The sequence below is a fragment of the Streptomyces omiyaensis genome, assembly GCF_014650895.1.
Classification (GTDB): domain Bacteria; phylum Actinomycetota; class Actinomycetes; order Streptomycetales; family Streptomycetaceae; genus Streptomyces; species Streptomyces omiyaensis.
In genome coordinates, this window is sequence record NZ_BMVV01000034.1 from 1 (window position 1) to 23,038 (window position 23,038).

Sequence of the window (23,038 nt, forward strand, 5' to 3'; positions counted from 1 at the left end):
CTGCAGGGGGGACCCTGTGGGAGAGTAGGACACCGCCGAACAATCATTGTGGGAAAGCCCCGCACCGTCATGGTGCGGGGCTTTTCTGCGTTCACCACCCCCTTCGAAGAGGTGCAGGCGGCCAACGAATTCTGCCTCGCCTGATTTCCCTCCGGGACCGCGAGGGGGAACATCGGGGCACTCTTCAGGCCGGGAGGAGCCGGCCCCTGCCGATGCCGACGACGGTCCGGTGGCACGGCCCTGAGCTGGGAATTCCCCTTGTGGGTGCCGGGGGCGGCGAGTCAGGATGCGGCATGAGCTTCGAGATCCGTACCGTCCTGGCCGACGAGTGGGAGAAGGCGCGCGAGCTGCGGCTCGCCGCGCTGCGGGACCCCGTCGCGCACCTCGCCTTCCTGGAGAACCACGAGGACGCCGCGGCGCGTCCCGACGACTTCTGGCAGGGGCGGACGGCGGACGCGGCGGAGACCGGCGCGGGGCGGGTGCGGCAGTTCGTCGCCGAGGCGCCGGACGGGCGGTGGCTCGGCACCGTGACGGTCCTCGTCGAGCGCCCGTCGGACGAGGTGCGGTTCGGGGAGCCGGCGAAGGTCGACCAGACGCACCTGGTGGGCGTGTACGTGCGTCCCGAGGCGCGGGGCGGCGGGGTGGTCGACGCGCTGTTCCGGGCGGCCGTCGCATGGTCCTGGTCGGTCGACGGGATCCGGCGGGTGCGGCTGTACGTGCACGAGGAGAACGCGCGGGCCGCCGCCTTCTACCGGCGGTTCGGCTTCGTGCCGTCGGGGGAGCGGGTCCCGATGCCGGGCGGTTCGGGTGCCTTCGAGGACGAGTACGAGCTGCTGCCGGCGGCCCGGCACGGGGCGTACGCGCTCCGGGCGATCCGCTCCGACGAGTGGGAGCGGGTGCGCGAGCTGCGCCTGGCGGCCCTGCGGGATCCGGTCGCGCCGCTCGCCTTCGTGGAGTCGTACGAGGAGGCGGAGGCGCGTCCGGACTCCTTCTGGCGGGAGCGGGCGGAGGGCGCTTCACAGGACCGGGGTTCCCGGATCCGGCAGTTCGTGGCCGAGGGGCCGGACGGCGGCTGGGCGGGCACGGTGACGGTCTTCGTGGAGCTCCCCGAGGACGGCACGAGCCTGTTCGGCGACGCGGTGACGGTGCCTCAGGTCGACGTGGTCGGGGTGTACGTGCGTCCCGGGGCGCGCGGGAGCGGTCTGGTGGACGCGCTGCTGCGGACCGTCCTGGAGTGGGCGTGGGGGCTGGACGCGGGCATCGAGCGGGCGCGGCTGTACGTGCACGAGGAGAACGCGCGGGCGGCCGCCGCGTACCGGCGCTTCGGCTTCGTGGCGACCGGGGGCCGGGCGGACACGGTCGGTTCGGGCGAGCCGCACGACCTCGAGTACGTGCTGGCGCGGCCGGGGCTCTAGGGGGTGTCCGCCGGCCGGGCTCCGGTCCGGCGGGGCTCCCTCTGGTGGAGCGAGCGCTCGGGCCAGCGGGCGCGGCCCTGTTCGGGGGAGCGCATCAGGGCCAGGGCGGGCAGGCCGCGGGCCGGGCCGTCGGCGAGGAGGTCCGGGAGCTCGGGGAGCGGGGCGACGGCGGCGACGTCGTCGAGGACCAGGGTGAGTGGTGGGTCGAGCCGACCGTCGGATGACCGTGCGGCCATGCGGCGGCCGTGCTCGACCACGTTCGACGCGAGCGCGGTGAGGAGGGGCATCGCGCCCGGGTGGGTGCGCGGGTCCTCGATCGGCTCGCCCACCACGTAGAGGGTGCCCCCTTCGGCGAGGAAAGATGCCAGGGCCAGCGAATCCGTTCGATTCGGGGTGCAGGCCTCGCGGATGTGGACCGAGGAGAAGGCGGAGAAGGCACGGGCCGTCAGTTCCTGGGCCAGGCGCCGGCTCTCGGGGTGGGCGGTGAGGGCCGCTTCGAGCAGTCCGGCGAGGCCGGCCGCGGCCTTGGGGTGGCCGCGGAGGATGCGTACCGGCTCGTGGGCGTCGGTGCCCTGGGCCCAGCGGTGGACCTGGCGGAAGGGGCGCCCGTCGACGGCCGCGGCGTGCAGCCAGCAGCGCAGGAGGGTTTCGGCGGTGGTGACGGTGGCGGCGTCGAGCCGTGCGTGCGGGCGGACCGGGGCGAGGAGGGCGGTGGCGCGGTCCCGGGCGGTGTCCGGGTCGGCGCAGCCCTCGGCCGGGGACCAGTGGAGGCGGGCCGGGGTGTCGCAGAGGTGGCCGGGGTCGTAGACGAGGACCGGGCCGAGCTTGCCGCGCACGTCCTTGGTGTCGGCCCAGACGGTGGGGTCGGAGGTGACGACCACCACCGGGCCCTCGGCGTCGCGGACGGCCTGGACGGCGAGGGGGCGGCGGGTCTCCGGTGGACCGTAGACGGTGCCGGAGGCCTCCGGCGGCAGGACGGGTCCGGGCGCGGGTGCCGGGGGCGCGGTCTTCTGGAGGGGTACGGACACGGGGGCGGGCCCGGGGGCGGACCGGGGCTCCTCCGCCGGGGCGGGCTCGGGGGCGGGCCTCTCCCGGACGGGCGCCCGCTCGGGCTCGGGTGCCGGGGCGGGGACTCCGGCGCGGGCGGCCGCCTTGCGGTGGGCGCGGACCGCCCGCCAGCGGGCGTAGGTGCCGAGGAGGAAGACGGCGAGGACGGCGAGGATCATCGCCTGGCCGATGACCAGGCCCCAGAAGAGGCCGTAGCCGGAGAGGCGGCCCGGCGGGGTGGCCGGCCAGGCGGCCGCCAGGTCGGTGGGGGCGGTTACCAGGGAGCGCAGGGCCTCCGGGGTGCTGGTGAGCGCGACCCCTTCCGGCCAGGCGCCGTGCGCGAGGAACGCGGACAGGCCGGTCGCGGACCAGACGAGCAGCGACAGGCCGAGGATCAGGACGAACAGCCCGATCAGGAAGCCGTCCGAGACGCCGCCGCCCTGTCCCTGGCGTGCCTGGGCCACCTCAGGCCACCGTCGACTGCGAGCTGTCGTTCATCTGCCGTTCCATCAGGAGCGCCCGCTGCTCGGTCTCCCACTCCAGTTCCGGGTCGGAGGGGCCGGAGGACTCGGTCATGGCGCGGTCGGTGTAGACGAGCGGGCGTTCCCGTTCGGTGATCAGGTGCTTGACCACCTGCACGTTGCCGTTGACGTCCCAGACGGCGATGCCGGGGGTGAGGGTCGGGATGATCTCGACCGCCCAGCGGGGCAGGCCGAGGACCCGGCCGGTGTTGCGCGCCTCGTCGGCCTTCTGGGCGTAGACGGTCCGGGTGGAGGCCATCTTCAGGATCGCCGCGGCCTCCTTGGCGGCGGCTCCGTCGACGACGTCGGAGAGGTGGTGGACGACCGCGACGAAGGAGAGGCCCAGGCGGCGGCCGAACTTGAGCAGGCGCTGGAACAGCTGGGCCACGAAGGGGCTGTTGATGATGTGCCAGGCCTCCTCGACGAGGAAGATGCGCTTCTTCCGGTCGGGGCGGATCCAGGTGTGTTCCAGCCACACGCCGACGATCGCCATGAGGATGGGCATGGCGATGGAGTTGCGGTCGATGTGGGAGAGGTCGAAGACGATCAGGGGCGCGTCGAGGTCGATGCCGACCGTGGTCGGGCCGTCGAACATGCCGCGGAGGTCGCCGTCGACGAGCCGGTCGAGCACCAGGGCGACGTCCAGGCCCCAGGCCCGCACGTCGTCTATGTCGACGTTCATGGCCTCCGCCGACTCGGCCTCGGGGTGGCGGAGTTGCTCGACGATGTCGGTGAGGATCGGCTGGCGGTCGGCGATGTGCTCGTTGACGTGGGCGTGGGCGACCTTGAGCGCGAAGCCGGAGCGCTCGTCGAGGCCGTGGCCCATCGCCACCTCGATGATGGTGCGCAGCAGGGCGAGCTGGCCGGTGGTGGTGATGGCGGGGTCGAGCGGGTTGAGGCGGATCCCGGAGTCGTTGGCGACCATGGGGTCCAGGCGGATGGGGGTTATCCCCAGCTCCTGGGCGATGAGGTTCCACTCGCCGACGCCGTCCTCGCCCTGGGCGTCGAGGACGACGACCTGCCGGTCGCGGAAGCGGAGCTGGCGGAGCACGTACGTCTTCTCCAGCGCCGACTTGCCGTTGCCGGACTCGCCGAGGACGAGCCAGTGGGGGGCGGGGAGCTGCTGCCCGTACAGCTGGAAGGGGTCGTAGACGTACCCCTTGCCGCTGTAGACCTCGCGGCCGATGATCACGCCGGAGTCGCCGAGGCCGGGGGCCGCGGTCGGCAGGTAGACGGCCTGGGCCTGTCCGGTGGAGGTGCGGACGGGCAGGCGGGTGGTCTCCACCTTGCCGAGGACGAAGGAGGTGAAGGCGTCGGTGAGGACGGACAGCGGATCTCGCATCGGTCGGTGCCCCTTCGGCCCTAGCGGCGGATGCCGGTCGCGAACGGCAGGGTGTTCACAAAGGCCCGGTGGTGCTCGCGGTCGCACCACTCCAGCTTGAGGTACGACTTGCCGGCGGAGGCCCTGATCGTGCGCTTGTCGCGGGCCAGGGCCTCGGGCGAGCGCGCCGATACGGTGATGTACCCGACGAGGTTGACCCCTGCCGCGCCGCTGGCGAGATCTTCACCCCGCTGGTCGAGCCGGCCGTGGGCGGCGATGTCGCGCGGGTCGACGGTGCGGTTCATCTTGGCCTGGCGGGAGGCCTCGGCCTCGTCGTTGGTCTTCTCGGTGAGCATGCGCTCGATCGCGACCTCGGTGGGCTCCAGGTCCATGGTGACGGCGACGGTGCGGATGACGTCGGGGGTGTGGACGAGGAGCGGGGCGAGGAAGTTCACGCCGACCGGGGTCATGGGCCACTCCTTGACCCAGGCGGTGGCGTGGCACCAGGGGGCGCGGGTGGAGGACTCGCGGGTCTTGGCCTGGAGGTAGGTGGCCTCCATGGCGTCGAGTTCGGCGGGCCAAGCGTTTCGTTTCGTCATGGCCTGGATGTGGTCGATCGGGTGGTCCGGGTCGTACATGGAGTGGACCAGGGAGGAGAGCCGGGACTGGCCGAGGGGCTGGCGGACGCGGATGTCGGCCTCGGTGAGGCGGGCGCAGATGTCGGTGAGCTCGCGGGCCATGACGACGGCGAGGCCGCCGTCGCGGTCGAGGCGGCGGGCGCCGGTGGCGTGCCGGGTGGCGTGGGCCATGGCGTTGGCCTCGGCGGCGAGTTCGCGGGTGTAGTGCATGCACGCGACGAGGTAGGCGCGGTGCTGCTCGCTGGAGGTGGAGACCATGGACTGGAGCTGGTCGTACGACTCCTGGAGCCAGCCGGGGGCGGTCGGGTCGCCGCGCTGGGCGACGTCCTTGGCGTGGGCGTCGGGGTCGGCGGGGAGGGTGCGGGCCAGCATCTGGAGGCGGGTGACGAAGCCGTCGCCGTTGGCGACGTGCTTGAGGAGGGTGCCGAACCGGTCGACCAGGGCCTCCTGGTCCTCGGAGTCGCGCAGGCCGACGCCGGGGCCCTCGATCTCGATGGCGGCGGTGACGGTGCGGCGGTCGGCGTGGAGGAGGACGGCGATCTCGTCGGGGCCGAAGGGGGCGGAGAGCCAGCTGACGCGGCCGATGCCGGGCGGCGGGCCGACCTCGACCTCGCGGCCGTCGAGGCGGGTGCCGGCCTCGGTGGCGGCGGAGCGGTAGGCGGTGCCGCGCTTGAGCATCCGCTTGTAGCTGCGGTTGATCTCGAACCACTTGTAGAAGGTGCGCTGCTTGTACGGGAGGTACACGGCGGCGATGGCGAGCACGGGGAGGCCGGCGAGGAGCGCGATCCGCAGGGGGAGGAGGGGGACGAGGAGTCCGCTCATCATGCCGAGGAAGGCGCCGACGACGATCAGGGCGATCTCGCCGGTCTCGCGGTTCTTGCCGACGATCGCGTTCGGCCGGGCGCGGCCGATGAGATACGTGCGGCGGGGCGTGACCGGCTGGGACTGGGTCGTCAACGCCCTGCACCTCCTGAGTTCTTGCGGTTGCTGTGCGGGGTGCCCGCGGTGGGGCTGCTGCTGCGGGGCGGGGGCGTGGAGCCGCCGCCCTGGGGGGTGCGGCTGCTGTGGGCGGCGACTCCGCCGGAGAGCTGGTTGGCGGGGCGGGGGGTGGCGGAGGAGGCCTGGCCGCCGCCGGGGCCGCTGTCGCGGGTGCTGTGGGTCTTGATGCCCTGGGAGACGAGGGAGGCGGGGGAGGAGATGACGGCCGCGGCCGCGTTCTCGCCGGAGCGGTGGAGGCGGTTGTTGCGGGAGGCGACGATCTCGTCGCCGAAGCCGGGGACGAAGCGGTAGATCATCGCGGAGGCGAAGATGGCCAGGAGGATGATCGCGAGGCCGGAGACGACGGCGGAGAAGGCGTCCGGGCCGGTGCCGGAGGAGAGGGCGCCGGCGAGGCCGAGGACGATCACGATGATCGGCTTCACCAGGATGACGGCGATCATGATGCCGGCCCAGCGGCGGACGTGGCCCCACATGTTCTTGTCGACGAGGCCGGAGTAGACGACGACGCCGAGGAGGGCGCCGACGTAGAGGAGCACGGCGCGGAGGAAGAGCTCCAGGTAGAGCACGCCGGCGGCGAGGACGGTCACCAGGCTGACGATGATCAGCATGATCGGTCCGCCGCTGATGCTGTCGCCCTTCTGGAGGGCCTGCTTGAACGCGCCGAAGAACACGTCGGTCTGCTGGCCGGTGCCGGAGGCGATGACCTCGGTGATGGCGTCGGTGGCGTTGACGACGGTGTAGAGGATCAGCGGGGTGAAGGCGGAGGCGAGGACCGTCAGCCAGAGGAACCCGATGGCCTCGGAGAGCGCGGTGGTGAGCGGCACGCCGCGCATGGCCCGCTTGGCGACGGCGAGGAGCCAGAGGAGGACGGTGAGGAAGGTGGCGGCGGCGAAGACGACGGCGTAGCGGGAGAGGAACTCGGTGTTGGTGAAGTCGACCTCGGCGGTCTCCTTCACCGCCTTGGAGAGGTAGTCGACGACGGCGACGGCGGCGTCGGCGCAGCCGCGGGCGAGGGAGGAGAGGGGGTCGAGGGCGCCGGCGGGGGCGTCCCCGGTACCGCCTCCGGTGCCGCCCGTCCCGCCGCCGGCCTGGCCCCGCTCGCAGATCTGACGGGCCTGGCCGAAGAGGAGGCTGCAGTCGTTGTTGCTGGGGGTGGGAGACGGGGTGGGCGTGGGCGTGGGCGCCGCGTGGGCGCGGGAGGCGAGGAGGAGGGGGAGGGTGAGGAGCGTGGTGGCGAGCACGGCCTTCACGCGTCCCGCCCGGCTGCGGTTAGCGGGCATAGGTGAACCCTCCGTACTGCTCGACGGCCTCGGCGATCTCGTCCGCGACGGAGGCACGGCTGTCTCCGTTGACCGGTGTCGGGCCCTCGTGCTCGTCGGTCGACGTGAGTCGCCAGCCCTGCGCGGTCCAGCTGAGCTTCTGGGTGCTGGTGAACCAGGCGGAAGTGACCGGCTTGGTGGAGCCCTCGCCCGCGAGGCCGGTGAGGTTGACGTACCAGACCTCGACGGTGGCCTTGTCCTCGGAGTAGGCGGTGACCTTGGTGCCGATCGGGACGGCGCGGGCGACGAAGGTGAGGCCGCTGGGAGCGAGGCCGTTGGGTTCGAGCCCGGTGTTCGCCATGAGCTCCGGCGAGTACGAGGCGTCGAGGCGCTTCACGAGGTCGTCGGCCACCTCGGGGGCGTAGACCGCGCGGACGAGGGCTTCGCGGGGGCCCTTCTGGAACATGTCGGTGGAGCCCAGGGCCGTCGCGTAGTTGGCGGCTGCGCTCTGGGCGCCCTGTTCGTCGTGGGCGTAGCCGGTGGGGACGGTGCCGTCGGTGCCGGTGACCGGGCGGGTGCCGGTGGGGGCGGTGGCGGACGTGCCGGGGGTGCCGGAGGAGGGGGACGAGTCCGCCGGGTCGCCGCCACCGCGGTTGGCGAAGGCGATGGCGGCGACGAGCAGCACCACCACGCCCACGGCCGTCAGGAGGGAGCGGGAGCCGCGGGCGGGGCGGCGGGCGCCGCCGTGGACGTCACCGGTGTTGCCCTCGGGCAGGCGGGTACGGGTCTGGCCCGAGCCGCCGTAGCCGTCGTGCTCGTCGCCGGGACTCATGCCGGGTACGCCCCCTCGTTCGTTCGAGTCGTGACAGTGGTGCGGGATGACCGGCCGTCGGGGGACGGGAGGTCAGATCGCCATTCCGTAGACGATGGTGAAGAGGGTTCCGAGGGAGCCGATGATGAAGACGCCGGTGAGGCCGGCGACGATCAGGCCCTTGCCCTGTTCCGCGCTGAAGGTGTCGCGGAGCGCGGTCGCGCCGATGCGCTGTTTGGCCGCGCCCCAGATGGCGATGCCGAGGCAGAGCAGGATGGCCACGGCCATCACGACCTCGATCATGATCTTCGCTTCGGCGCCCAGGCTCCCGAAAGGACCCCAGTTCGGGGCGATTCCACCGATGATGGTGGTGATGTCGCCCTTCTCGGCCGCCAGGTACATATAACTCACCGCCCCTGTCGGGTCGTTGGTCACCCCTGCCGGACGGCATGGGTCATCGCCACTATCTTCGCTGATGAAACCGCTCGCGTGTGACGGCTTGGCGGCTCTCTTTACCCGATCCCCGCACACTTGACCGGTTCGACCGTCTTGACCTGCGGCGGCGCGGCCGGATTCCATGCGAAGAAGCGTATGGTCACTCTGTGTATCACGGAGGGTGACTCCGGGCAATGATTGTCGTTGTTGCACTCTTGGGGCCGCGTCGGACGCGCACCGTCCCCAGGAGGGGGCGTCCCGCCTAGACTGGCGTCCCGGGGCGTACTGCCAGGAGCCGAGGGGTGGTTGACGGTGCGTAGGGCGGGCAAGGCGTGGCTGCTGACCGGTGGGGCCTTCGGGCTCTGTGCCGGGTTCCTGGCCCTGCTGCTGGTCGGCACGTACGCGGCGGCGGCCGGTCTCCTCGGCGGCGCGGGTTCGGCCGCGGTCGGCACGGTGTCGCTGGCCAAGGGCGCGGTGCCGGCGATGTACCAGGGGCTGGTGCAGAAGTGGGGCAACCTCTGCCCGGCCATCAACCCCGCGCTGCTCGCGGCGCAGCTCTACCAGGAGAGCGGCTGGAACCCGCGGGCGGTGTCGCCGGCGGACGCGCGGGGCATCGCGCAGTTCATCCCCGGGACCTGGGCGAGCCACGGCGTCGACGGCGACGGGGACGGGGACCGCGACATCTGGGACCCGAAGGACGCGATCCCCTCGGCCGCCTCGTACGACTGCGCGCTGGCCGGCTACGTGAAGAAGGTGCCCGGCGACCCGGCGAGCAACATGCTGGCCGCGTACAACGCCGGTGCCTACGCCGTCATCAAGTACGGCGGCGTCCCCCCGTACCGCGAGACGCAGAACTACGTGCGGATCATCCGGTCGCTGGAGAAGAGCTTCGCCCGCCCGCAGGGCCGGGTGGCGCCCTCGCAGCAGGCGGCCGGCGCGATCCACTTCGCGCAGGGCAAGCTGGGCACCCCGTACCTGTGGGGCGGGACGGGCACGGCGGCGCAGGGCGGGCGGTTCGACTGCTCGGGCCTGACCCAGGCCGCGTACCTCTCGGTCGGGGTGGAGCTGCCCCGGGTGGCGAACGACCAGTACAACGCGGGTCCGCATCCGCGCCGCGACGAGCTGCTCCCCGGCGACCTCGTCTTCTTCTCCGACGACCTGACGAACTCGCGGGCGATCCGTCACGTGGGCATCTACGTGGGCGGCGGCTACATGATCGACGCCCCGCGGACCGGGGCGGTGATCCGCTTCACGCGGATCGACACGCCCGACTACTTCGGGGCGACCCGGGTCACGAAGGACGGCGCCGCCGCCCTTCCGACCCGTCCGCCCGGGACGTGGGCGTGATCTGACGGGCCGCCTGGCCGGAACTCTCCGTCAGGCACAGGCCCTGAGCTGCGGGGCCGCGTCACTCTTCGGTAACGTCATCATGATCCACCGGCGACGGCGGAACGGGTGCCTCAGCGGGTTCGTTCCCCCTTGCGACGGCTCCGACCGCGTCGCGGCGCGTCCGGTGCGTCCGACCGGCCCGGCGGGTCCGACCGGTTTCGACCCGTCCGACCACGGGGGTTGGCGACCAGCAACGAGAGAGCAAGGGGCCGCGGCAGATGGCTGAACTCGCATCGGACGGTTCGAGTCCCGATGTCGGCCTGCTGTACGACATCAACGGGCTGGCCGAGGACGCTCCCCCGTGGTTCGACCGGGTCATGGGGTTCGCCGGCGAGTACGGGATCATGCTCGCGATGGTCCTCGTCGTGCTCTGGTGCTGGTGGACCGTCCGCCGGAGCGGCGCCCTCACCGACTCCGTCTCGGCCCTCGCCGGCATCGTCTGGGCCCCGCTCGCGGCCGGCGTCGCCCTCCTCGTCAACATCCCCATCCGCGGCTTCGTGGAACGGCCCCGCCCCTTCGAGGACCACGAGGGCCTGGAGGTCCTGGTCGAGGGGAAGACGGACTACTCCTTCGTCAGCGACCACGCCACGATGGCGATGGCGATCGCCGTCGCCCTCTTCGTCGCCCACCGCCGCTTCGGCCTCGCCGCCATCGGCCTCGCCCTCGCGGAGGGCTTCGCCCGCGTCTACATGGGCGTCCACTACCCGACCGACGTCATCGGCGGCTTCGCCCTCGGCACCGCCGTGGCGCTCCTGCTCGCCCCGCTGACCCTGGCGCTGCTCACCCCGCTGGTCTCCGCCGTCGCCCGCTCGCGCCGCGGGGCGTGGCTGGTCCGCTCCCGGCGGGCCGACGCCCCCGACGCCGCCCGCCCCGAGGCGGTCGGCATCCCCGAGCCGCGCCTCGGCGGCCCCGCCGAGGAGGGCCGGGACGAGAGGGGCCTCGCCGCCTGAGCCACCTCGGGCGGGAACGGGCCGGGGAACGGTTCCGGTGGGGACGCCCCGGCCCTGCGCGACCGTCTAGGTGGGGACGCCCCGGCCCTGCGCGACCGTGCCCCGGTGGGAGTCGGCGTCGGTTCTCGCGCGTTCGCGGGAGCGGCGCGCCGGCCCGGTCCAGCCGCAGGTGCAGCGGGCCAGGGCGAAGGAGCCGCGCTCCGTCGTCGTCGTGTCATGCGGGCCGGTCGCCGACTGCTCGTGCACGCCCCCACCGTACTGCGCGTGACGGCTCGCCCGTGCCGTCGTTATCCGCATCGGGAATCCAGGATGCGGGGGTCGGCGGGCGATGGTGGTGCACAGGGACGGGCGTCCTCGCGGGATCGGCGGCGGGGCGCTCGCCGTCACCGCCTCCCTGGTCGCCGCGGCGGTCGCCGGGTGCACCGCCCCCGAGGCCGCCGAGCCGCCGCCGGACCCGGCCGGCGCCGTGCGGGGAGCCGCCGACGCCCTGGTCCGCGCCGGCAGCTCCAAGGCGTCGACCGCGATGGAGATGGCCGCCGGAGGGACCCGCGTCACCATCCGCGGCGAGGGCGGCTACGACTTCCGCCGCCGCACCGGCCGGCTCCGGGTGGTGCTGCCCAAGGACGCCGCCGGCACCAGCGAGCACCGGCCGATCACCGAGCTGCTCACCCCCGGCGCGCTCTACATGAAGAACCGCGGCGCGGGCGTCCCCGCCGACAAGTGGGTCCGGGTCGACACCACGGCCCTCGACGACGGCAACCTCGTCACCGGCGGGGCCACCGACCCGGGCGCCGCCGCCGAGCTGCTGCGCGGGGCGCGGGACGTGACGTACGTGGGGGAGACCGAGCTCGCGGGCGTGAGGGTCCGGCACTACCGGGGCGTCGCCGACATCGGGGCGGCGGCCCGGCTCGCCGCGCCGCAGCTCAGGGGCGCGCTCACGGCGGCGGCGAAAGGGTTCACCACCGACGCCGTCCCCTTCGACGCGTATCTCGACGGGGACGGGCGGCTGCGGAAGGTGCGCCACCAGTTCAGCTTCAGCAACCAGGGGCGCACGGTCGCCGTCGCCTCGACGACGCTGCTCTACGGCTTCGGCGCGCGGGTCGAGGTGACGCTGCCGGAGGGGCGGGACATCTACGCGGGCAAGGTCGAGGTCTGACCGGGCGGGCCGGGGCCGGCGTGGTTCGGACCATCGCCAAATGGTCCGTCCGTGTCATGCGCGGTCCGTGGCCCGATCCCTACGCTGGGACACCGACTCCGGCAGGAAGAGGTGAAGGCGCGTGGCTCCGCCCGGTACCGCAACCGTGACCGCTGACCCCGACCGCGTCGCCCTCGCCGAGATAGAGCTGTGCGGCGAGCTGATGATCGCCGCCTCGGCCGCGGACGGGGAACGGCTCAGCGCCGACCTGATCGACGCGGTGCTCCGGGTCGAACCGGCCGGACGCTAGGCGCCTCCCGTGGGCCGCGGCTCAGGTGCGGAGCATCCGGCCGATCGCCTTGGTGGCCTCCTCGACCTTGGCGTCGAGGTCGCCGCCGTGGGCCGCCGCGTCCGCGACGCAGTGCCGCAGGTGTTCCTCCAGGAGCTGGAGGGCGAAGGACTGCAGCGCCTTCGTGGAGGCCGACACCTGCGTGAGTATGTCGATGCAGTAGACGTCCTCGTCGACCATCCGCTGGAGACCGCGGATCTGGCCCTCGATCCGCCGCAGCCGCTTGAGGTGCTCGTCCTTCTGCTTGTGGTAGCCGTGCACCCCGTGGGCGTGGTCGGCCGGCTCGACGGATTCGACGGCCTCGGGGGTGACCTGGTCCGCCTCGGTGGTCGTCATCGCGTCCTCCCGTTGTCCAGATAAGGGGGTGTATACCCCTCGTGGGTATATGGTACCGATCCCCGCCGACAGGGCGCGGGGGTCTCGTGCAGATCACTGTGCCTGATGGGCGACACTGAGAGGACGCCGGTTAGCCGTGGCCGGATGATGCGCCTAGCATCAGCCTGACCGAAACCCAGCACCCCGAGGACCTCACGTGCGATTTCGTCTGACCCCCAGGGAGACGAGCTTCTACGACATGTTCGCCGCGTCCGCGGACAACATCGTCACGGGCTCGAAGCTCCTGATGGAACTGCTCGGAGCGGACGTCTCCGCCCGGGCCGAGATCGCGGAGCGGATGCGGGCAGCGGAGCACGCCGGCGACGACGCCACCCACGCGATCTTCCACCAGCTGAACTCCTCGTTCATCACGCCGTTCGACCGTGAGGACATCTACTCCCTCGCCTCGTCCCTCGACGACATCATGGACTTCATGGAGGAGGCCGTCGACCTGGTCGTCCTCTACAACATCGAGGAACTGCCCAAGGGCGTCGAGCAGCAGATCGAGGTCCTGGCGCGGGCGGCGGAGCTGACCGCCGAGGCGATGCCGAACCTGCGGACGATGGCCAACCTCACCGAGTACTGGATCGAGGTCAACCGGCTGGAGAACCAGGCCGACCAGATCCACCGCAAGCTGCTCGCCCACCTCTTCAACGGCAAGTACGACGCCATCGAGGTGCTCAAGCTGAAGCAGGTCGTGGATGTGCTGGAAGAGGCGGCCGACGCCTTCGAGCACGTGGCGAACACGGTGGAGACCATCGCGGTCAAGGAGTCCTGAGGCTTCGTGGACACCTTCGCCCTGATCGTGACCATCGGTGTCGCGCTCGGCTTCACGTATACGAACGGCTTCCACGATTCGGCCAACGCGATCGCCACCTCGGTGTCGACGCGGGCGCTGACCCCCCGCGCGGCGCTCGCGATGGCCGCGGTCATGAACCTCGCCGGTGCCTTCATGGGCAGCGGCGTCGCCAAGACGGTCAGCGAGGGCCTGATCGAGACGCCGCACGGCGACAAGGGGATGGGGATCCTCTTCGCCGCGCTCGTCGGCGCGATCATCTGGAACCTCGTCACCTGGTACTTCGGCCTCCCGTCCTCCTCCTCGCACGCGCTGTTCGGCGGCATGGTGGGCGCGGCGCTCGCCGGTGGCACCGAGGTGATCTGGGGCGGCGTCCTCGACAAGGTCGTCATCCCGATGTTCATCTCGCCGGTCGTCGGCCTCGTCGCCGGTTACCTGGTGATGTGCGCGATCATGTGGATGTTCCGCCGGGCCAACCCGCACAAGGCCAAGCGCGGCTTCCGCATCGCGCAGACCGTCTCGGCGGCCGGCATGGCCCTCGGCCACGGCCTCCAGGACGCCCAGAAGACGATGGGCATCGTGGTGATGGCCCTGGTCATCGCCGACGTGCAGCAGGCCGGCGACGACATCCCGGTGTGGGTGAAGATCGCCTGTGCCGTGATGCTCTCGCTCGGTACGTACGCGGGCGGCTGGCGCATCATGCGCACCCTCGGCCGCAAGATCATCGAGCTGGACCCGCCGCAGGGCTTCGCGGCGGAGACCACCGGTGCCTCGATCATGTTCGGCTCGGCGTTCCTCTTCCACGCGCCGATCTCGACGACCCACGTCATCACCTCCGCGATCATGGGCGTGGGTGCCACGAAGCGGGTGAACGCGGTGCGCTGGGGCGTCGCGAAGAACATCATCCTCGGCTGGTTCATCACCATGCCGGCGGCCGCGATCGTGGCGGCGCTCAGCTTCTACGTGGTGCAGCTCTTCTTCGGCTGAGGTGGCCGTCCCGGCCGTCTCGGCCGAGGCGACGGATGGCCGGAAATGGTCGGGCCCGGCTCCCCCTGGGGGGAGCCGGGCCCTTCGTCGTGCGGTGGCACCGCCATGCAGCACCGCAGACGAGTCTCTATCCGAAGCGGCCGGAGATGTAGTCCTCGGTCGCCTGGACGCTCGGGTTGGAGAAGATGCGCTCGGTGTCGTCCAGCTCGATGAGCTTGCCGGGCTGGCCGACGGCGGCCAGGTTGAAGAAGGCGGTGCGGTCCGAGACGCGGGCGGCCTGCTGCATGTTGTGCGTCACGATGACGATCGTGAAGCGCTCCTTCAGCTCGCCGATCAGGTCCTCGATCGCGAGGGTCGAGATCGGGTCGAGGGCCGAGCAGGGCTCGTCCATGAGCAGGACCTCCGGCTCGACCGCGATGGCGCGGGCGATGCACAGGCGCTGCTGCTGGCCGCCGGAGAGGCCGGAGCCCGGCTTGTTGAGGCGGTCCTTGACCTCGTTCCAGAGGTTGGCGCCCTTGAGGGACTTCTCCACGATGTCGGCCAGCTCGGACTTCTTGTACGAGCCGTTCAGGCGCAGGCCCGCCGCCACGTTGTCGAAGATCGACATGGTGGGGAAGGGGTTGGGGCGCTGGAACACCATGCCGACGGTGCGGCGGACCGCGACCGGGTCGACACCGGAGCCGTACAGGTTCTCGTCGTCCAGCATCACCTTGCCCTCGACGCGGCCGCCGGGGGTGACCTCGTGCATGCGGTTCAGGGTGCGCAGGAAGGTGGACTTGCCGCAGCCGGAGGGGCCGATGAAGGCCGTCACCGAGCGGGGTTCGACGGTCATCGAGATGTCGTCGATCGCCTTGTGGCTGCCGTAGTAGGCGGAGAGGCCGCTGACGTCGATTCGCTTGGCCATATCAGTTCACATCCAGTTGCCGCGGTCAGCGGCCGGTCTTCGGGGCCTTCCAGCGGGCGATGCCGCGGGCCACCAGGTTGAGGATCATGACGAAGGCGATCAGGACGAGCGCGGCGGCCCAGGCGCGGGCCACGGCGGCGTCGGTGCCGACCGCGTACTGCTCGTACACGTAGAGCGGCAGCGAGGACTGGGCGCCTTCGAAGGGGTTCGGGTTGATGAGCTTCGTACCGAACACGAGGAGCAGGACGGGGGCCGTCTCACCGGTGATGCGGGCGACCGCGAGCATGACGCCCGTGGTGATGCCGCCGATCGCGGTGGGCAGGACCACCTTCAGGATCGTCCGCCACTTCGGGACGCCGAGGGCGAGGGAGGCCTCGCGGAGCTCGTTCGGGACGAGCTTGAGCATCTCCTCGGTGGAGCGGACGACGACCGGCATCATCAGGATGGCGAGGGCCATCGCGCCGGCGAAACCGGAGGGGCCGAAGCCCAGCATCAGGTTCCAGGTGGCGAGGATGAAGAGGCCGGCGACGATCGACGGGATGCCCGTCATGACGTCGACGAAGAAGGTGACGGCCTTGGCGAGCTTCCCCGTGCCGTACTCGACCAGGTAGACCGCGGTGAGCAGTCCGATCGGCGCGGCGATCAGGGTCGCGATGCCGACCTGCTCGATGGTGCCGAGGAGGGCGTGGTAGACGCCGCCGCCGGCCTCGGCGTCGAGGACGCCGTTCATCGAGTGGGTGAGGAAGTAGCCGTCGAGGACTTCCATGCCCTTGCTGACCGTCACCCAGGCGAGCGAGAGCAGCGGGACGACGGCGAGGACGAAGCTGACCCAGACGAGGCTGGTGGCGACGCGGTCCTTGGCCTGGCGGGCGCCTTCGACCTTGGCGGTGACGGCGTAGGTGGCCAGGACGAAGAGGAGCGCGGAGACCAGGCCCCACTGCACCTTGCTGTGCCAGCCGGCGAGGAGGCCGATACCGACGCCGGCGGCGACGGAGCCCGCCGCGACGGCGATCGGGGTCCAGCGCGGGAGGCGGGCGTGGGAGAGGGGACCGCGGGGCTTGGCGAACGCGACCGGGCGTTCCTGGACGGCGTGGCTCATGCGTTGGCCCCCGAGTACTCCTTGCGGCGGGCGATGATCATGCGCGCGGCGCCGTTGACCAGCAGGGTGATGACGAAGAGGACGAGACCGGAGGCGATCAGGGCGTCCCGGCCGAACTCGTTGGCCTCGTTGAACTTCGCGGCGATGTTCTGCGCGAAGGTGCCGCCGCCCGGATCGAGCAGGTGGCCGGAGAGGAGGAAGCTGGGGGAGAGGACCACGGCGACGGCCATGGTCTCGCCGAGCGCGCGGCCGAGGCCGAGCATCGAGGCGGAGATGATGCCGGAGCGGCCGAAGGGCAGCACCGCCATGCGGACGACCTCCCAGCGCGTGGCGCCGAGGGCGAGCGCGGCCTCCTCGTGCATCTTCGGGGCCTGGAGGAAGACCTCGCGGGTCACGTTGGTGATGATCGGGAGGATCATGATCGCCAGCAGGATGCCCACGGTGAACATGTTGCGGGCGACGCCGTCGCTGGACTTGTCGAAGATGTACGTCCAGCCCAGGTACTGGTCGAGCCACTTGTTGAGGCCGTCCAGGTACGGGACGAGGAAGATCGCGCCCCAGAGGCCGTAGATGATGCTGGGCACGGCGGCGAGCAGGTCGACGACGTACGCGAGCGGCTTGGCCAGCTTGCGCGGGGCGTAGTGCGAGATGAAGAGCGCGATGCCGATGGCGACCGGCACGGCGATGAGCATGGCGATGACCGACGAGACGATCGTGCCGAAGGCGAGGACGGCGATGCCGAAGACCGGCGGGTCGCCCGCCGGGTTCCACTCGAAGGTGGTGAAGAAGTTGACGCTGTCCTTCGAGATGGCGAGGACCGCGCGGTAGGTCAGGAAGCCCGCGATCGCGGCCATGATGACGAGCAGGGTGATGCCGGATCCCTTGGAGAGGCCGCTGAAGATGCGGTCTCCGGGGCGGGCCGCGCTCTTGGCGCGCCTGCTCCTGTTCCGGTCCGTTGCTGGTGGTGTGGTGGTAACCATCGGTTTCTCCGGTCTGCGGAGCCGTACGGGGTACGGATCCTGGCGGCGGTGCACCGGATGCCGGGGGCGGCACCTCCACGGGAGGTGGGGGGCCGCCCCCGGCCGGGGGTCAGGACAGGGTCGGGACGATCGCGCGGACCTTGGCCGCGATCTCGGCCGGGAGCGGGGCGTAGCCGGCGTCGGCGAGGACCTTCTGGCCCTCGTCGCTGACGGTGTAGTTGAGGAACGCCTTCAGGGTCGGCAGGGTCTCCGCCTTGTTGCCCTTGTCGCAGGCGATCTCGTAGGTGACGAGGATGAGCGGGTAGGCGCCCTCCGCCTTGGTGGCGTAGTCGAGGGAGAGGGCCACGTCGTTGCCGGTGCCCTTGACCTTGGCTGCGGCGATGGCCTTGGAGGCGTTCTCCGAGGTGGCCGCGACCGGGGCGGAGGCGCCGGTGTTGAGGCTGACCGTGGAGATCTTGTTCGCGGTGGCGTACGAGAGCTCGAAGTAGCCGATGGAGCCCTCGGCGTCCTTGACGGCGGTGGCGACGCCGGAGGAGCCGTTGGCGGCCTGGCCGCCCTGGGCCGGCCACGACTTGGTCTTCGGGTCGTGCTTCCAGTCTGCCGGAGCGGCGGTGGAGAGGTACTTGCCCAGGTTCTGGGTGGTGCCGGACTCGTCCGAGCGGTGGAAGGCCTGGATGGAGGAGTCGGGGAGCTTGGCGCCCGGGTTCAGCTTGGCGATCGCCGGGTCGTTCCACTTGGTGATCTTGTTGTCGAAGATCTTGGCGAGGGTGGAGGCGTCCAGGACGAGGTTGTCCACGCCCTCCAGCTTGTAGCCGATGGCGATGGGGCCGCCGACCATGGGCAGGTTGACGCCGGTGCCGCCCTTGCAGATCTTCTTCGACTCGGCGACCTCTTCGTCCTTCAGGGCGGAGTCGGAGCCCGCGAAGGCGACCTGGCCCTGGTTGAACTTGGTGATGCCACCACCGGAGCCGATGGCCTGGTAGTTGACCTCGACGCCCTCACAGGCGGCCTGGAAGTTCTTGACCCACAGGTCCATCGCGCCCTTCTGCGCGCTGGAGCCCGCGGCGAGCAGCTGGCCCTTGGCGCCGTCGCACTTGATGTTCGACGCCGCGGCGGAGGTCTTCTCGCCGCCCTTGGTGGGCTCGGTGTTGTTGTCGGAGCCACACGCCGACAGGACGAGCGCACCGGAGACGACGAGGGCACCGATCGCGGAGGCGCGAAGCCCGTTCTTGCGCGAAAGCTTCACTTTCGGGTGTTCCTTCCAGAGGCCGCCGTGTCCGGACCGGGTGTCCGTTGCGTCGAGGGCGGCGCGTGTCGGGTTGTGGGTGCATCGTCAGGCTCCGTGCACCGCGTAAGGCCGAAATTAGGCAGATCAGGTGAAGCCGTCAGCCGTGGAGAGTGAACGCGAGGTGAACCGTGCCGTAAGCCACGGTGCGGCCCGGCACGGGGTGCCGGTCCGGCGCGCCCGCGCGGCACGGGACGCCGTGCCCGCGCGGACCGGCCGGCCGGGGCGGGACCGGGGCGGTACGGGGCGGCGGGGCACGGTTCCGGGGACGGGGCCGGTACGGCGGGGTACTGCTCCGGGGCGCGGCCGGTACGGGGCGGCGCCCGTGCTCCGCGGGCCGGGCCGGACGGCCGGTGGGCGGGCCGGTGCGGCGGGGAGGGGGGCCGGTGCGGCGGGGAGAGGGGCTAGCAGGCGTCGGGTGGCTGTCGGTGCGGGGGCGCGGCGGTCGCCAGGAAGGCGTCGAGCAGCTCGCGGTCGCGTGGCTGGGTCAGGAGGGTGCGGGCCTCCTCCGGGGCGGGCCAGCGCAGCCGGTCCACCTCCCGGCCCGGCACGAAGGTGCCGCCGAGGGCCCGGGCCGCCCAGTAGACGACCTCCTTCGGCCGCCCGTCGACCAGGTAGCGGGCGGTGGGCAGCCGGGCACCCAGCGCGCAGCGCTGCCCGGTCTCCTCCAGGACCTCGCGGAGCGCGCACGCCTCGGCGCTCTCGCCGCGCTTGCGCTTGCCCTTCGGATGGGACCAGTCGTCGTACTTGGGCCGGTGGACGAGGGCGATCTCGATGTCCGGGCCGCCCGCCCCGGCCACCGGGCGCCAGAGGACGCAGCCGGCGGCGAGGACGGGGGGCGGGGCGGAGGTCACGGGACCGGGACGGCGGCGGTGAGCCAGGCGCGCTGGAAGGCGAAGCGGGCGGCCTCGACCTCGTGGCGCTGGTCGGCGTGGAGGACGCCGAGGGCGTAGGCGGTGGCCGGGGCGATGCGGGGGGTGCGGGCGGCGGCCGCCGCGGCCGCCGCGGCGTCGGCGGCGTCGCGGTGCCGGTCGAGGGCCCGGGCCGCCTCGTACAGCGGGGTGTCGGGCTCGGGGCCGAGGGCCGTCACCTCGGTCGCGTACCGGTGGAGCCGGAGCAGGAGGCGGGTGTGGTGCCAGGGCGCGTCCTGGCTCTCGCCGGCGGCGAGGGCGAGCGCCTCCGCGTTGTACGGGTGGGCGGCGCGGGTCAGCGGCAGGGCGTCGACCGCGTCGAGGAGGCGGCGGCGGGCGACCGAGGCGGAGGCGTCCAGGACCTCGGGGGCGGGCGCGGTCCCGGCCGGGCCGAGCGGCAGCTCGGAGGCGAGGAGGGCGACGGCGTCGGCGAGGGCGTGGAAGCGGGAGGAGCCGAGGGCCTGGAGGGCGGCCGAGTGGGCGCGGGTCCTGGCCAGGGTGAGCTGCCGCTCCAGGAGGGCGCCGGCCCGGGCGGCGCCGACGGTGAGCCCGGCGCTCTCCGAGCCGCGCGCGGCCGGCACCGGGCCGCTGCCGCCGGCCAGCCGGTGGAGCGCGTCCATCAGCCGGACCAGCCGCGAGGTGCAGGCCTGTTCCAGGGCGAGGGTGCCGGAGAGCCAGGCCAGCTCGGTGCGGAGCTGGTCGGCCCAGGCCGCGTCGAGCAGGGGCCGGAAGGTGTGCAGGCTGCCGCTGATGCGGCGGGCGGCCGCCCGCAGGGTGCCGGCGGCCTCCTCCGCTCCGGAGGTGTCCGCGCCGCTCTCGCCGTGCTGCCGCAGGCCGCGGAGGAAGTCCGCGGCCCGGGCGTGCAGGTAGGGGGCGAGGACTTCGCCCGCGGTCGCGTCACGCGTCGGTCGCGCGGCCTGCGGGGACTGCGTGGGGTCAGGGTTGTGCACGCCGGCGCCTCCGCGCGTCGATGAGCATCTCCTGCACGTGCCGCAGCGGCTTGCCCTCGGGGTCGGTCGCGTGGCGCGTCCAGTTCCCGTCCGGGCCGAGGTGCCAGGAGGAGGTCGTGTCGGACATCCCGGTCTCCAGGAGCCGGGTGAGGGCCGCCCGGTGGGCGGGGTCGGTGACCCGGACCAGGGCCTCGATGCGCCGGTCCAGGTTGCGGTGCATCATGTCGGCGCTGCCGAACCAGACCTCGGGCTCGCCGCCGTTGCCGAAGGCGAAGACCCGGGAGTGCTCCAGGAAGCGGCCCAGGACGGAGCGGACCCGGATGTTGTCCGAGAGGCCGGGGACGCCGGGCCGGACGGCGCATATGCCGCGGACCCAGATGTCGACGGGGACGCCCGCCTGGGCGGCCCGGTAGCAGGCGTCGATGACGGCCTCGTCGACCATCGAGTTGACCTTGATCTTCACGTAGGCGGGCCGGCCCGCCCGGTGGTGGGCGATCTCCTTGGTGATGCGGGAGACCAGGCCGTCGCGGAGCGACTTCGGCGCGGTCAGCAGGCGCCGGTAGGTCTCGCGCCGGGAGTAGCCGGAGAGCCGGTTGAAGAGGTCGGAGAGGTCCGCGCCGACCTGCGGGTCGGCGGTGAGCAGGCCGAGGTCCTCGTAGAGCCGGGCGGTCTTCGGGTGGTAGTTGCCGGTGCCGACGTGCGAGTAGCGGCGCAGCAGCTCGCCCTCCTGGCGGACGACGAGGGAGAGCTTGCAGTGGGTCTTGAGGCCGACGAGGCCGTAGACGACGTGGCAGCCGGCCTCCTCCAGCTTCCGCGCCCACTTGATGTTGGCCTGTTCGTCGAAGCGGGCCTTGATCTCGACGAGGACGAGGACCTGCTTGCCGGACTCGGCGGCGTCGATGAGGGCGTCGACTATGGGGGAGTCGCCGGAGGTCCGGTACAGCGTCTGCTTGATCGCGAGGACGTCCGGGTCGGCCGCCGCCTGCTCCAGGAAGGCCTGGACGGAGGTGGAGAAGGAGTCGTACGGGTGGTGCAGGAGCACGTCCCGCTCGCGCAGCGCGGCGAAGACGTCGGGCGCGGACGCGGACTCGACCTCGGCGAGGTCGCGGTGGGTGCCGGCGACGAACTTGGGGTACTTGAGCTCGGGCCGGTCCTGCGAGGCGACGCCGAAGAGGCCGGTGAGGTCGAGCGGGCCGGGCAGCGGGTAGACCTCGGCGTCGGAGATCTTCAGCTCGCGGACCAGCAGGTCGAGCACGTACGGGTCGATGGACTCCTCGACCTCCAGGCGGACCGGCGGGCCGAAGCGGCGCCGCATGAGCTCCTTCTCCAGGGCCTGGAGCAGGTTCTCGGCGTCGTCCTCCTCGACCTCCAGGTCCTCGTTCCTGGTCACCCGGAACATGTGGTGCGCCAGCACCTCCATGCCGGGGAAGAGCTCCTCCAGGTGCGCCGCGATGACGTCCTCCAGCGGCACGTACCGCTGCGGGGAGGCCTCCAGGAAGCGGGAGAGCAGCGGCGGCACCTTGACGCGGGCGAAGTGGCGGTGGCCGCTGACCGGGTTGCGGACGACCACGGCGAGGTTGAGGGAGAGCCCGGAGATGTACGGGAAGGGGTGCGCCGGGTCCACGGCGAGCGGGGTGAGGACGGGGAAGATCTGCTGCCGGAAGAGGGTGAAGAGCCGCGCCTGTTCCTTCTCCGTGAGGTCGGGCCAGCGGATCAGGTGGATGCCCTCGTCGGCCAGGGCCGGGGACACGTCCTGCTGGTAGCAGGCGGCGTGACGGGCCATCAGCTCGCGCGAGCGGGTCCAGATGAGGTCGAGGACCTCGCGGGGCTGGAGGCCGGAGGCGGAGCGGGTGGCGACGCCGGTGGCGATGCGGCGCTTGAGGCCGGCGACCCGGACCATGAAGAACTCGTCGAGGTTCGAGGCGAAGATCGCGAGGAAGTTCGCCCGTTCGAGGAGGGGGGTCGACGGGTCCTCGGCGAGTTCGAGGACGCGCTCGTTGAAGGCGAGCCAGCTGCGCTCGCGGTCGAGGAAGCGGTTCTGGGGCAGCTCCCCGCCGGTGCCGTCGCCGTCGTCGTCCCCGGCGTAGACCTCGTACGCGTCGAGGTCGGAGTCCAGGTCGGGCTCCAGGTCGCTCCCCGCCCCGCCGCTTTTGGCGTGCGGGCGGTGGGCCGCTATGGAACCCAGGGACGGCTGCGGGGACGCGGTGGCGGAGGTCTGGACCGGGACCTCGGCGGGCTGCTGGCTCATGGGCCCATTCTTCCGCGTGAACGGGTCCTCGGGCGCGTCGGAGCGGGCCGTGGGGGAGGGCAGTCTCCCCTTGGGGAGCCCTCCCGGAGAGATCACCCCGCCGGGCGTGGTCACGGATCGCTTCATTGCGTGAGCGTCGCAAGCGCGTCTGAATGGCGGGTGACGGCGACATGACGTACGGGAATCGGGGGCGGGGCCTGTGACGGGCCCCGGCCCCCGATGCACCCGTGCGGG

Annotated in this window: 21 protein-coding genes and 2 pseudogenes; 8 read left to right on the plus strand and 15 right to left on the minus strand. The window is 72.2% G+C overall.

From position 1 onward, the window contains the following. Positions 1–293 precede the first annotated feature (293 nt). A pseudogene (locus IE287_RS38905) lies at positions 294–833 on the plus strand (GNAT family N-acetyltransferase); the annotation flags it as partial. A gap of 42 nt (positions 834–875) precedes the next feature. Continuing rightward, positions 876–1,415: pseudogene (locus IE287_RS33890) on the plus strand (GNAT family N-acetyltransferase); the annotation flags it as partial. Here IE287_RS33890 and IE287_RS33895 read toward each other — a convergent pair. From IE287_RS33895 to IE287_RS33920, 6 genes are all read right to left on the minus strand, one after another. Continuing rightward, a complete protein-coding gene (locus IE287_RS33895; RefSeq protein ID WP_189853111.1) occupies positions 1,412–2,926 on the minus strand; it encodes a type IV secretory system conjugative DNA transfer family protein in 1,515 nt (504 codons plus the stop codon). The pseudogene IE287_RS33890 and the gene IE287_RS33895 sit on opposite strands and share 4 nt — an antisense overlap. A 1-nt stretch (position 2,927) precedes the next feature. Next, positions 2,928–4,325, minus strand: coding sequence for an ATP-binding protein (locus IE287_RS33900; RefSeq protein ID WP_189853112.1), 1,398 nt, complete (start codon positions 4,323–4,325; stop codon positions 2,928–2,930). Positions 4,326–4,345: 20 nt separating this feature from the next. Next, a complete protein-coding gene (locus IE287_RS33905; protein ID WP_189853113.1) occupies positions 4,346–5,899 on the minus strand; it encodes an SCO6880 family protein in 1,554 nt (517 codons plus the stop codon). Beyond that, positions 5,896–7,221: a hypothetical protein gene (locus IE287_RS33910; RefSeq protein ID WP_189853114.1), complete on the minus strand. Its 1,326-nt coding sequence runs from the start codon at positions 7,219–7,221 to the stop codon at positions 5,896–5,898. The genes IE287_RS33905 and IE287_RS33910 overlap by 4 nt, the downstream gene beginning before the upstream one ends. Continuing rightward, complete coding sequence (locus IE287_RS33915; protein WP_189853115.1) at positions 7,211–8,032, minus strand: DUF8175 domain-containg protein; 822 nt, start codon at positions 8,030–8,032, stop codon at positions 7,211–7,213. The genes IE287_RS33910 and IE287_RS33915 overlap by 11 nt, the downstream gene beginning before the upstream one ends. A 72-nt stretch (positions 8,033–8,104) precedes the next feature. Next, positions 8,105–8,413 carry a DUF8827 family protein gene (locus IE287_RS33920; protein WP_030495498.1) on the minus strand — a complete coding sequence of 103 codons (309 nt, stop codon included), beginning with the start codon at positions 8,411–8,413 and terminating at the stop codon, positions 8,105–8,107. A gap of 339 nt (positions 8,414–8,752) precedes the next feature. On the opposite strand from IE287_RS33920, the gene IE287_RS33925 reads away from it, so the two are divergent. Further along, positions 8,753–9,793, plus strand: coding sequence for a C40 family peptidase (locus tag IE287_RS33925; RefSeq protein WP_308436912.1), 1,041 nt, complete (start codon positions 8,753–8,755; stop codon positions 9,791–9,793). 260 nt (positions 9,794–10,053) lie between these two features. Further along, complete coding sequence (locus tag IE287_RS33930) at positions 10,054–10,785, plus strand: phosphatase PAP2 family protein (protein WP_189853116.1); 732 nt, start codon at positions 10,054–10,056, stop codon at positions 10,783–10,785. 66 nt (positions 10,786–10,851) lie between these two features. On the opposite strand, the gene IE287_RS33935 is transcribed toward IE287_RS33930, so the two are convergent. Continuing rightward, positions 10,852–11,031, minus strand: a complete 180-nt coding sequence (locus IE287_RS33935) for a hypothetical protein (RefSeq protein ID WP_189853117.1) — start codon at positions 11,029–11,031, stop codon at positions 10,852–10,854. Positions 11,032–11,113: 82 nt separating this feature from the next. Here IE287_RS33935 and IE287_RS33940 point away from each other — a divergent pair, with 82 nt between their 5' ends. Both IE287_RS33940 and IE287_RS33945 read left to right on the plus strand, forming a co-directional pair. Further along, a complete protein-coding gene (locus IE287_RS33940) occupies positions 11,114–11,941 on the plus strand; it encodes an SCO4651 family lipoprotein (protein WP_189853118.1) in 828 nt (275 codons plus the stop codon). Positions 11,942–12,086: 145 nt separating this feature from the next. Next, complete coding sequence (locus IE287_RS33945) at positions 12,087–12,230, plus strand: hypothetical protein (protein WP_189853181.1); 144 nt, start codon at positions 12,087–12,089, stop codon at positions 12,228–12,230. A 21-nt stretch (positions 12,231–12,251) separates the two neighbouring features. Here IE287_RS33945 and IE287_RS33950 read toward each other — a convergent pair whose 3' ends face one another. Beyond that, a complete protein-coding gene (locus IE287_RS33950) occupies positions 12,252–12,605 on the minus strand; it encodes a metal-sensitive transcriptional regulator (RefSeq protein WP_229883913.1) in 354 nt (117 codons plus the stop codon). A gap of 196 nt (positions 12,606–12,801) precedes the next feature. Here IE287_RS33950 and IE287_RS33955 point away from each other — a divergent pair, with 196 nt between their 5' ends. Both IE287_RS33955 and IE287_RS33960 read left to right on the plus strand, forming a co-directional pair. Then, positions 12,802–13,422: a DUF47 domain-containing protein gene (locus tag IE287_RS33955; protein WP_189853119.1), complete on the plus strand. Its 621-nt coding sequence runs from the start codon at positions 12,802–12,804 to the stop codon at positions 13,420–13,422. A gap of 6 nt (positions 13,423–13,428) precedes the next feature. After that, on the plus strand, positions 13,429–14,427 hold the full coding sequence (locus tag IE287_RS33960) for an inorganic phosphate transporter (RefSeq protein WP_189853120.1): 999 nt from the start codon (positions 13,429–13,431) through the stop codon (positions 14,425–14,427). 127 nt (positions 14,428–14,554) lie between these two features. Here the strand turns inward: IE287_RS33960 and pstB are convergent, their stop codons facing one another. From pstB to IE287_RS33995, 7 genes are all read right to left on the minus strand, one after another. Continuing rightward, entirely contained in the window at positions 14,555–15,331 is a 777-nt protein-coding gene (gene pstB / locus IE287_RS33965; protein WP_189853121.1) for a phosphate ABC transporter ATP-binding protein PstB, read from the minus strand. A gap of 25 nt (positions 15,332–15,356) precedes the next feature. After that, the gene (gene pstA, locus IE287_RS33970; RefSeq protein WP_189853122.1) at positions 15,357–16,430 is read right to left on the minus strand and encodes a phosphate ABC transporter permease PstA; all 1,074 of its coding nucleotides are present in this window, start codon (positions 16,428–16,430) and stop codon (positions 15,357–15,359) included. Continuing rightward, on the minus strand, positions 16,427–17,410 hold the full coding sequence (gene pstC, locus IE287_RS33975; RefSeq protein WP_189853123.1) for a phosphate ABC transporter permease subunit PstC: 984 nt from the start codon (positions 17,408–17,410) through the stop codon (positions 16,427–16,429). Before pstC ends, pstA begins: the two co-directional genes overlap by 4 nt. Positions 17,411–17,519: 109 nt before the next feature. Next, positions 17,520–18,656, minus strand: a complete 1,137-nt coding sequence (gene pstS / locus IE287_RS33980; protein WP_189853124.1) for a phosphate ABC transporter substrate-binding protein PstS — start codon at positions 18,654–18,656, stop codon at positions 17,520–17,522. A gap of 443 nt (positions 18,657–19,099) precedes the next feature. Continuing rightward, a complete protein-coding gene (locus IE287_RS33985; protein WP_189853125.1) occupies positions 19,100–19,549 on the minus strand; it encodes an NUDIX hydrolase in 450 nt (149 codons plus the stop codon). Continuing rightward, complete coding sequence (locus tag IE287_RS33990) at positions 19,546–20,556, minus strand: CHAD domain-containing protein (protein ID WP_189853126.1); 1,011 nt, start codon at positions 20,554–20,556, stop codon at positions 19,546–19,548. The genes IE287_RS33985 and IE287_RS33990 overlap by 4 nt, the downstream gene beginning before the upstream one ends. Next, a complete protein-coding gene (locus tag IE287_RS33995) occupies positions 20,543–22,804 on the minus strand; it encodes an RNA degradosome polyphosphate kinase (RefSeq protein ID WP_189853127.1) in 2,262 nt (753 codons plus the stop codon). The genes IE287_RS33990 and IE287_RS33995 overlap by 14 nt, the downstream gene beginning before the upstream one ends. Positions 22,805–23,038 lie beyond the last annotated feature (234 nt).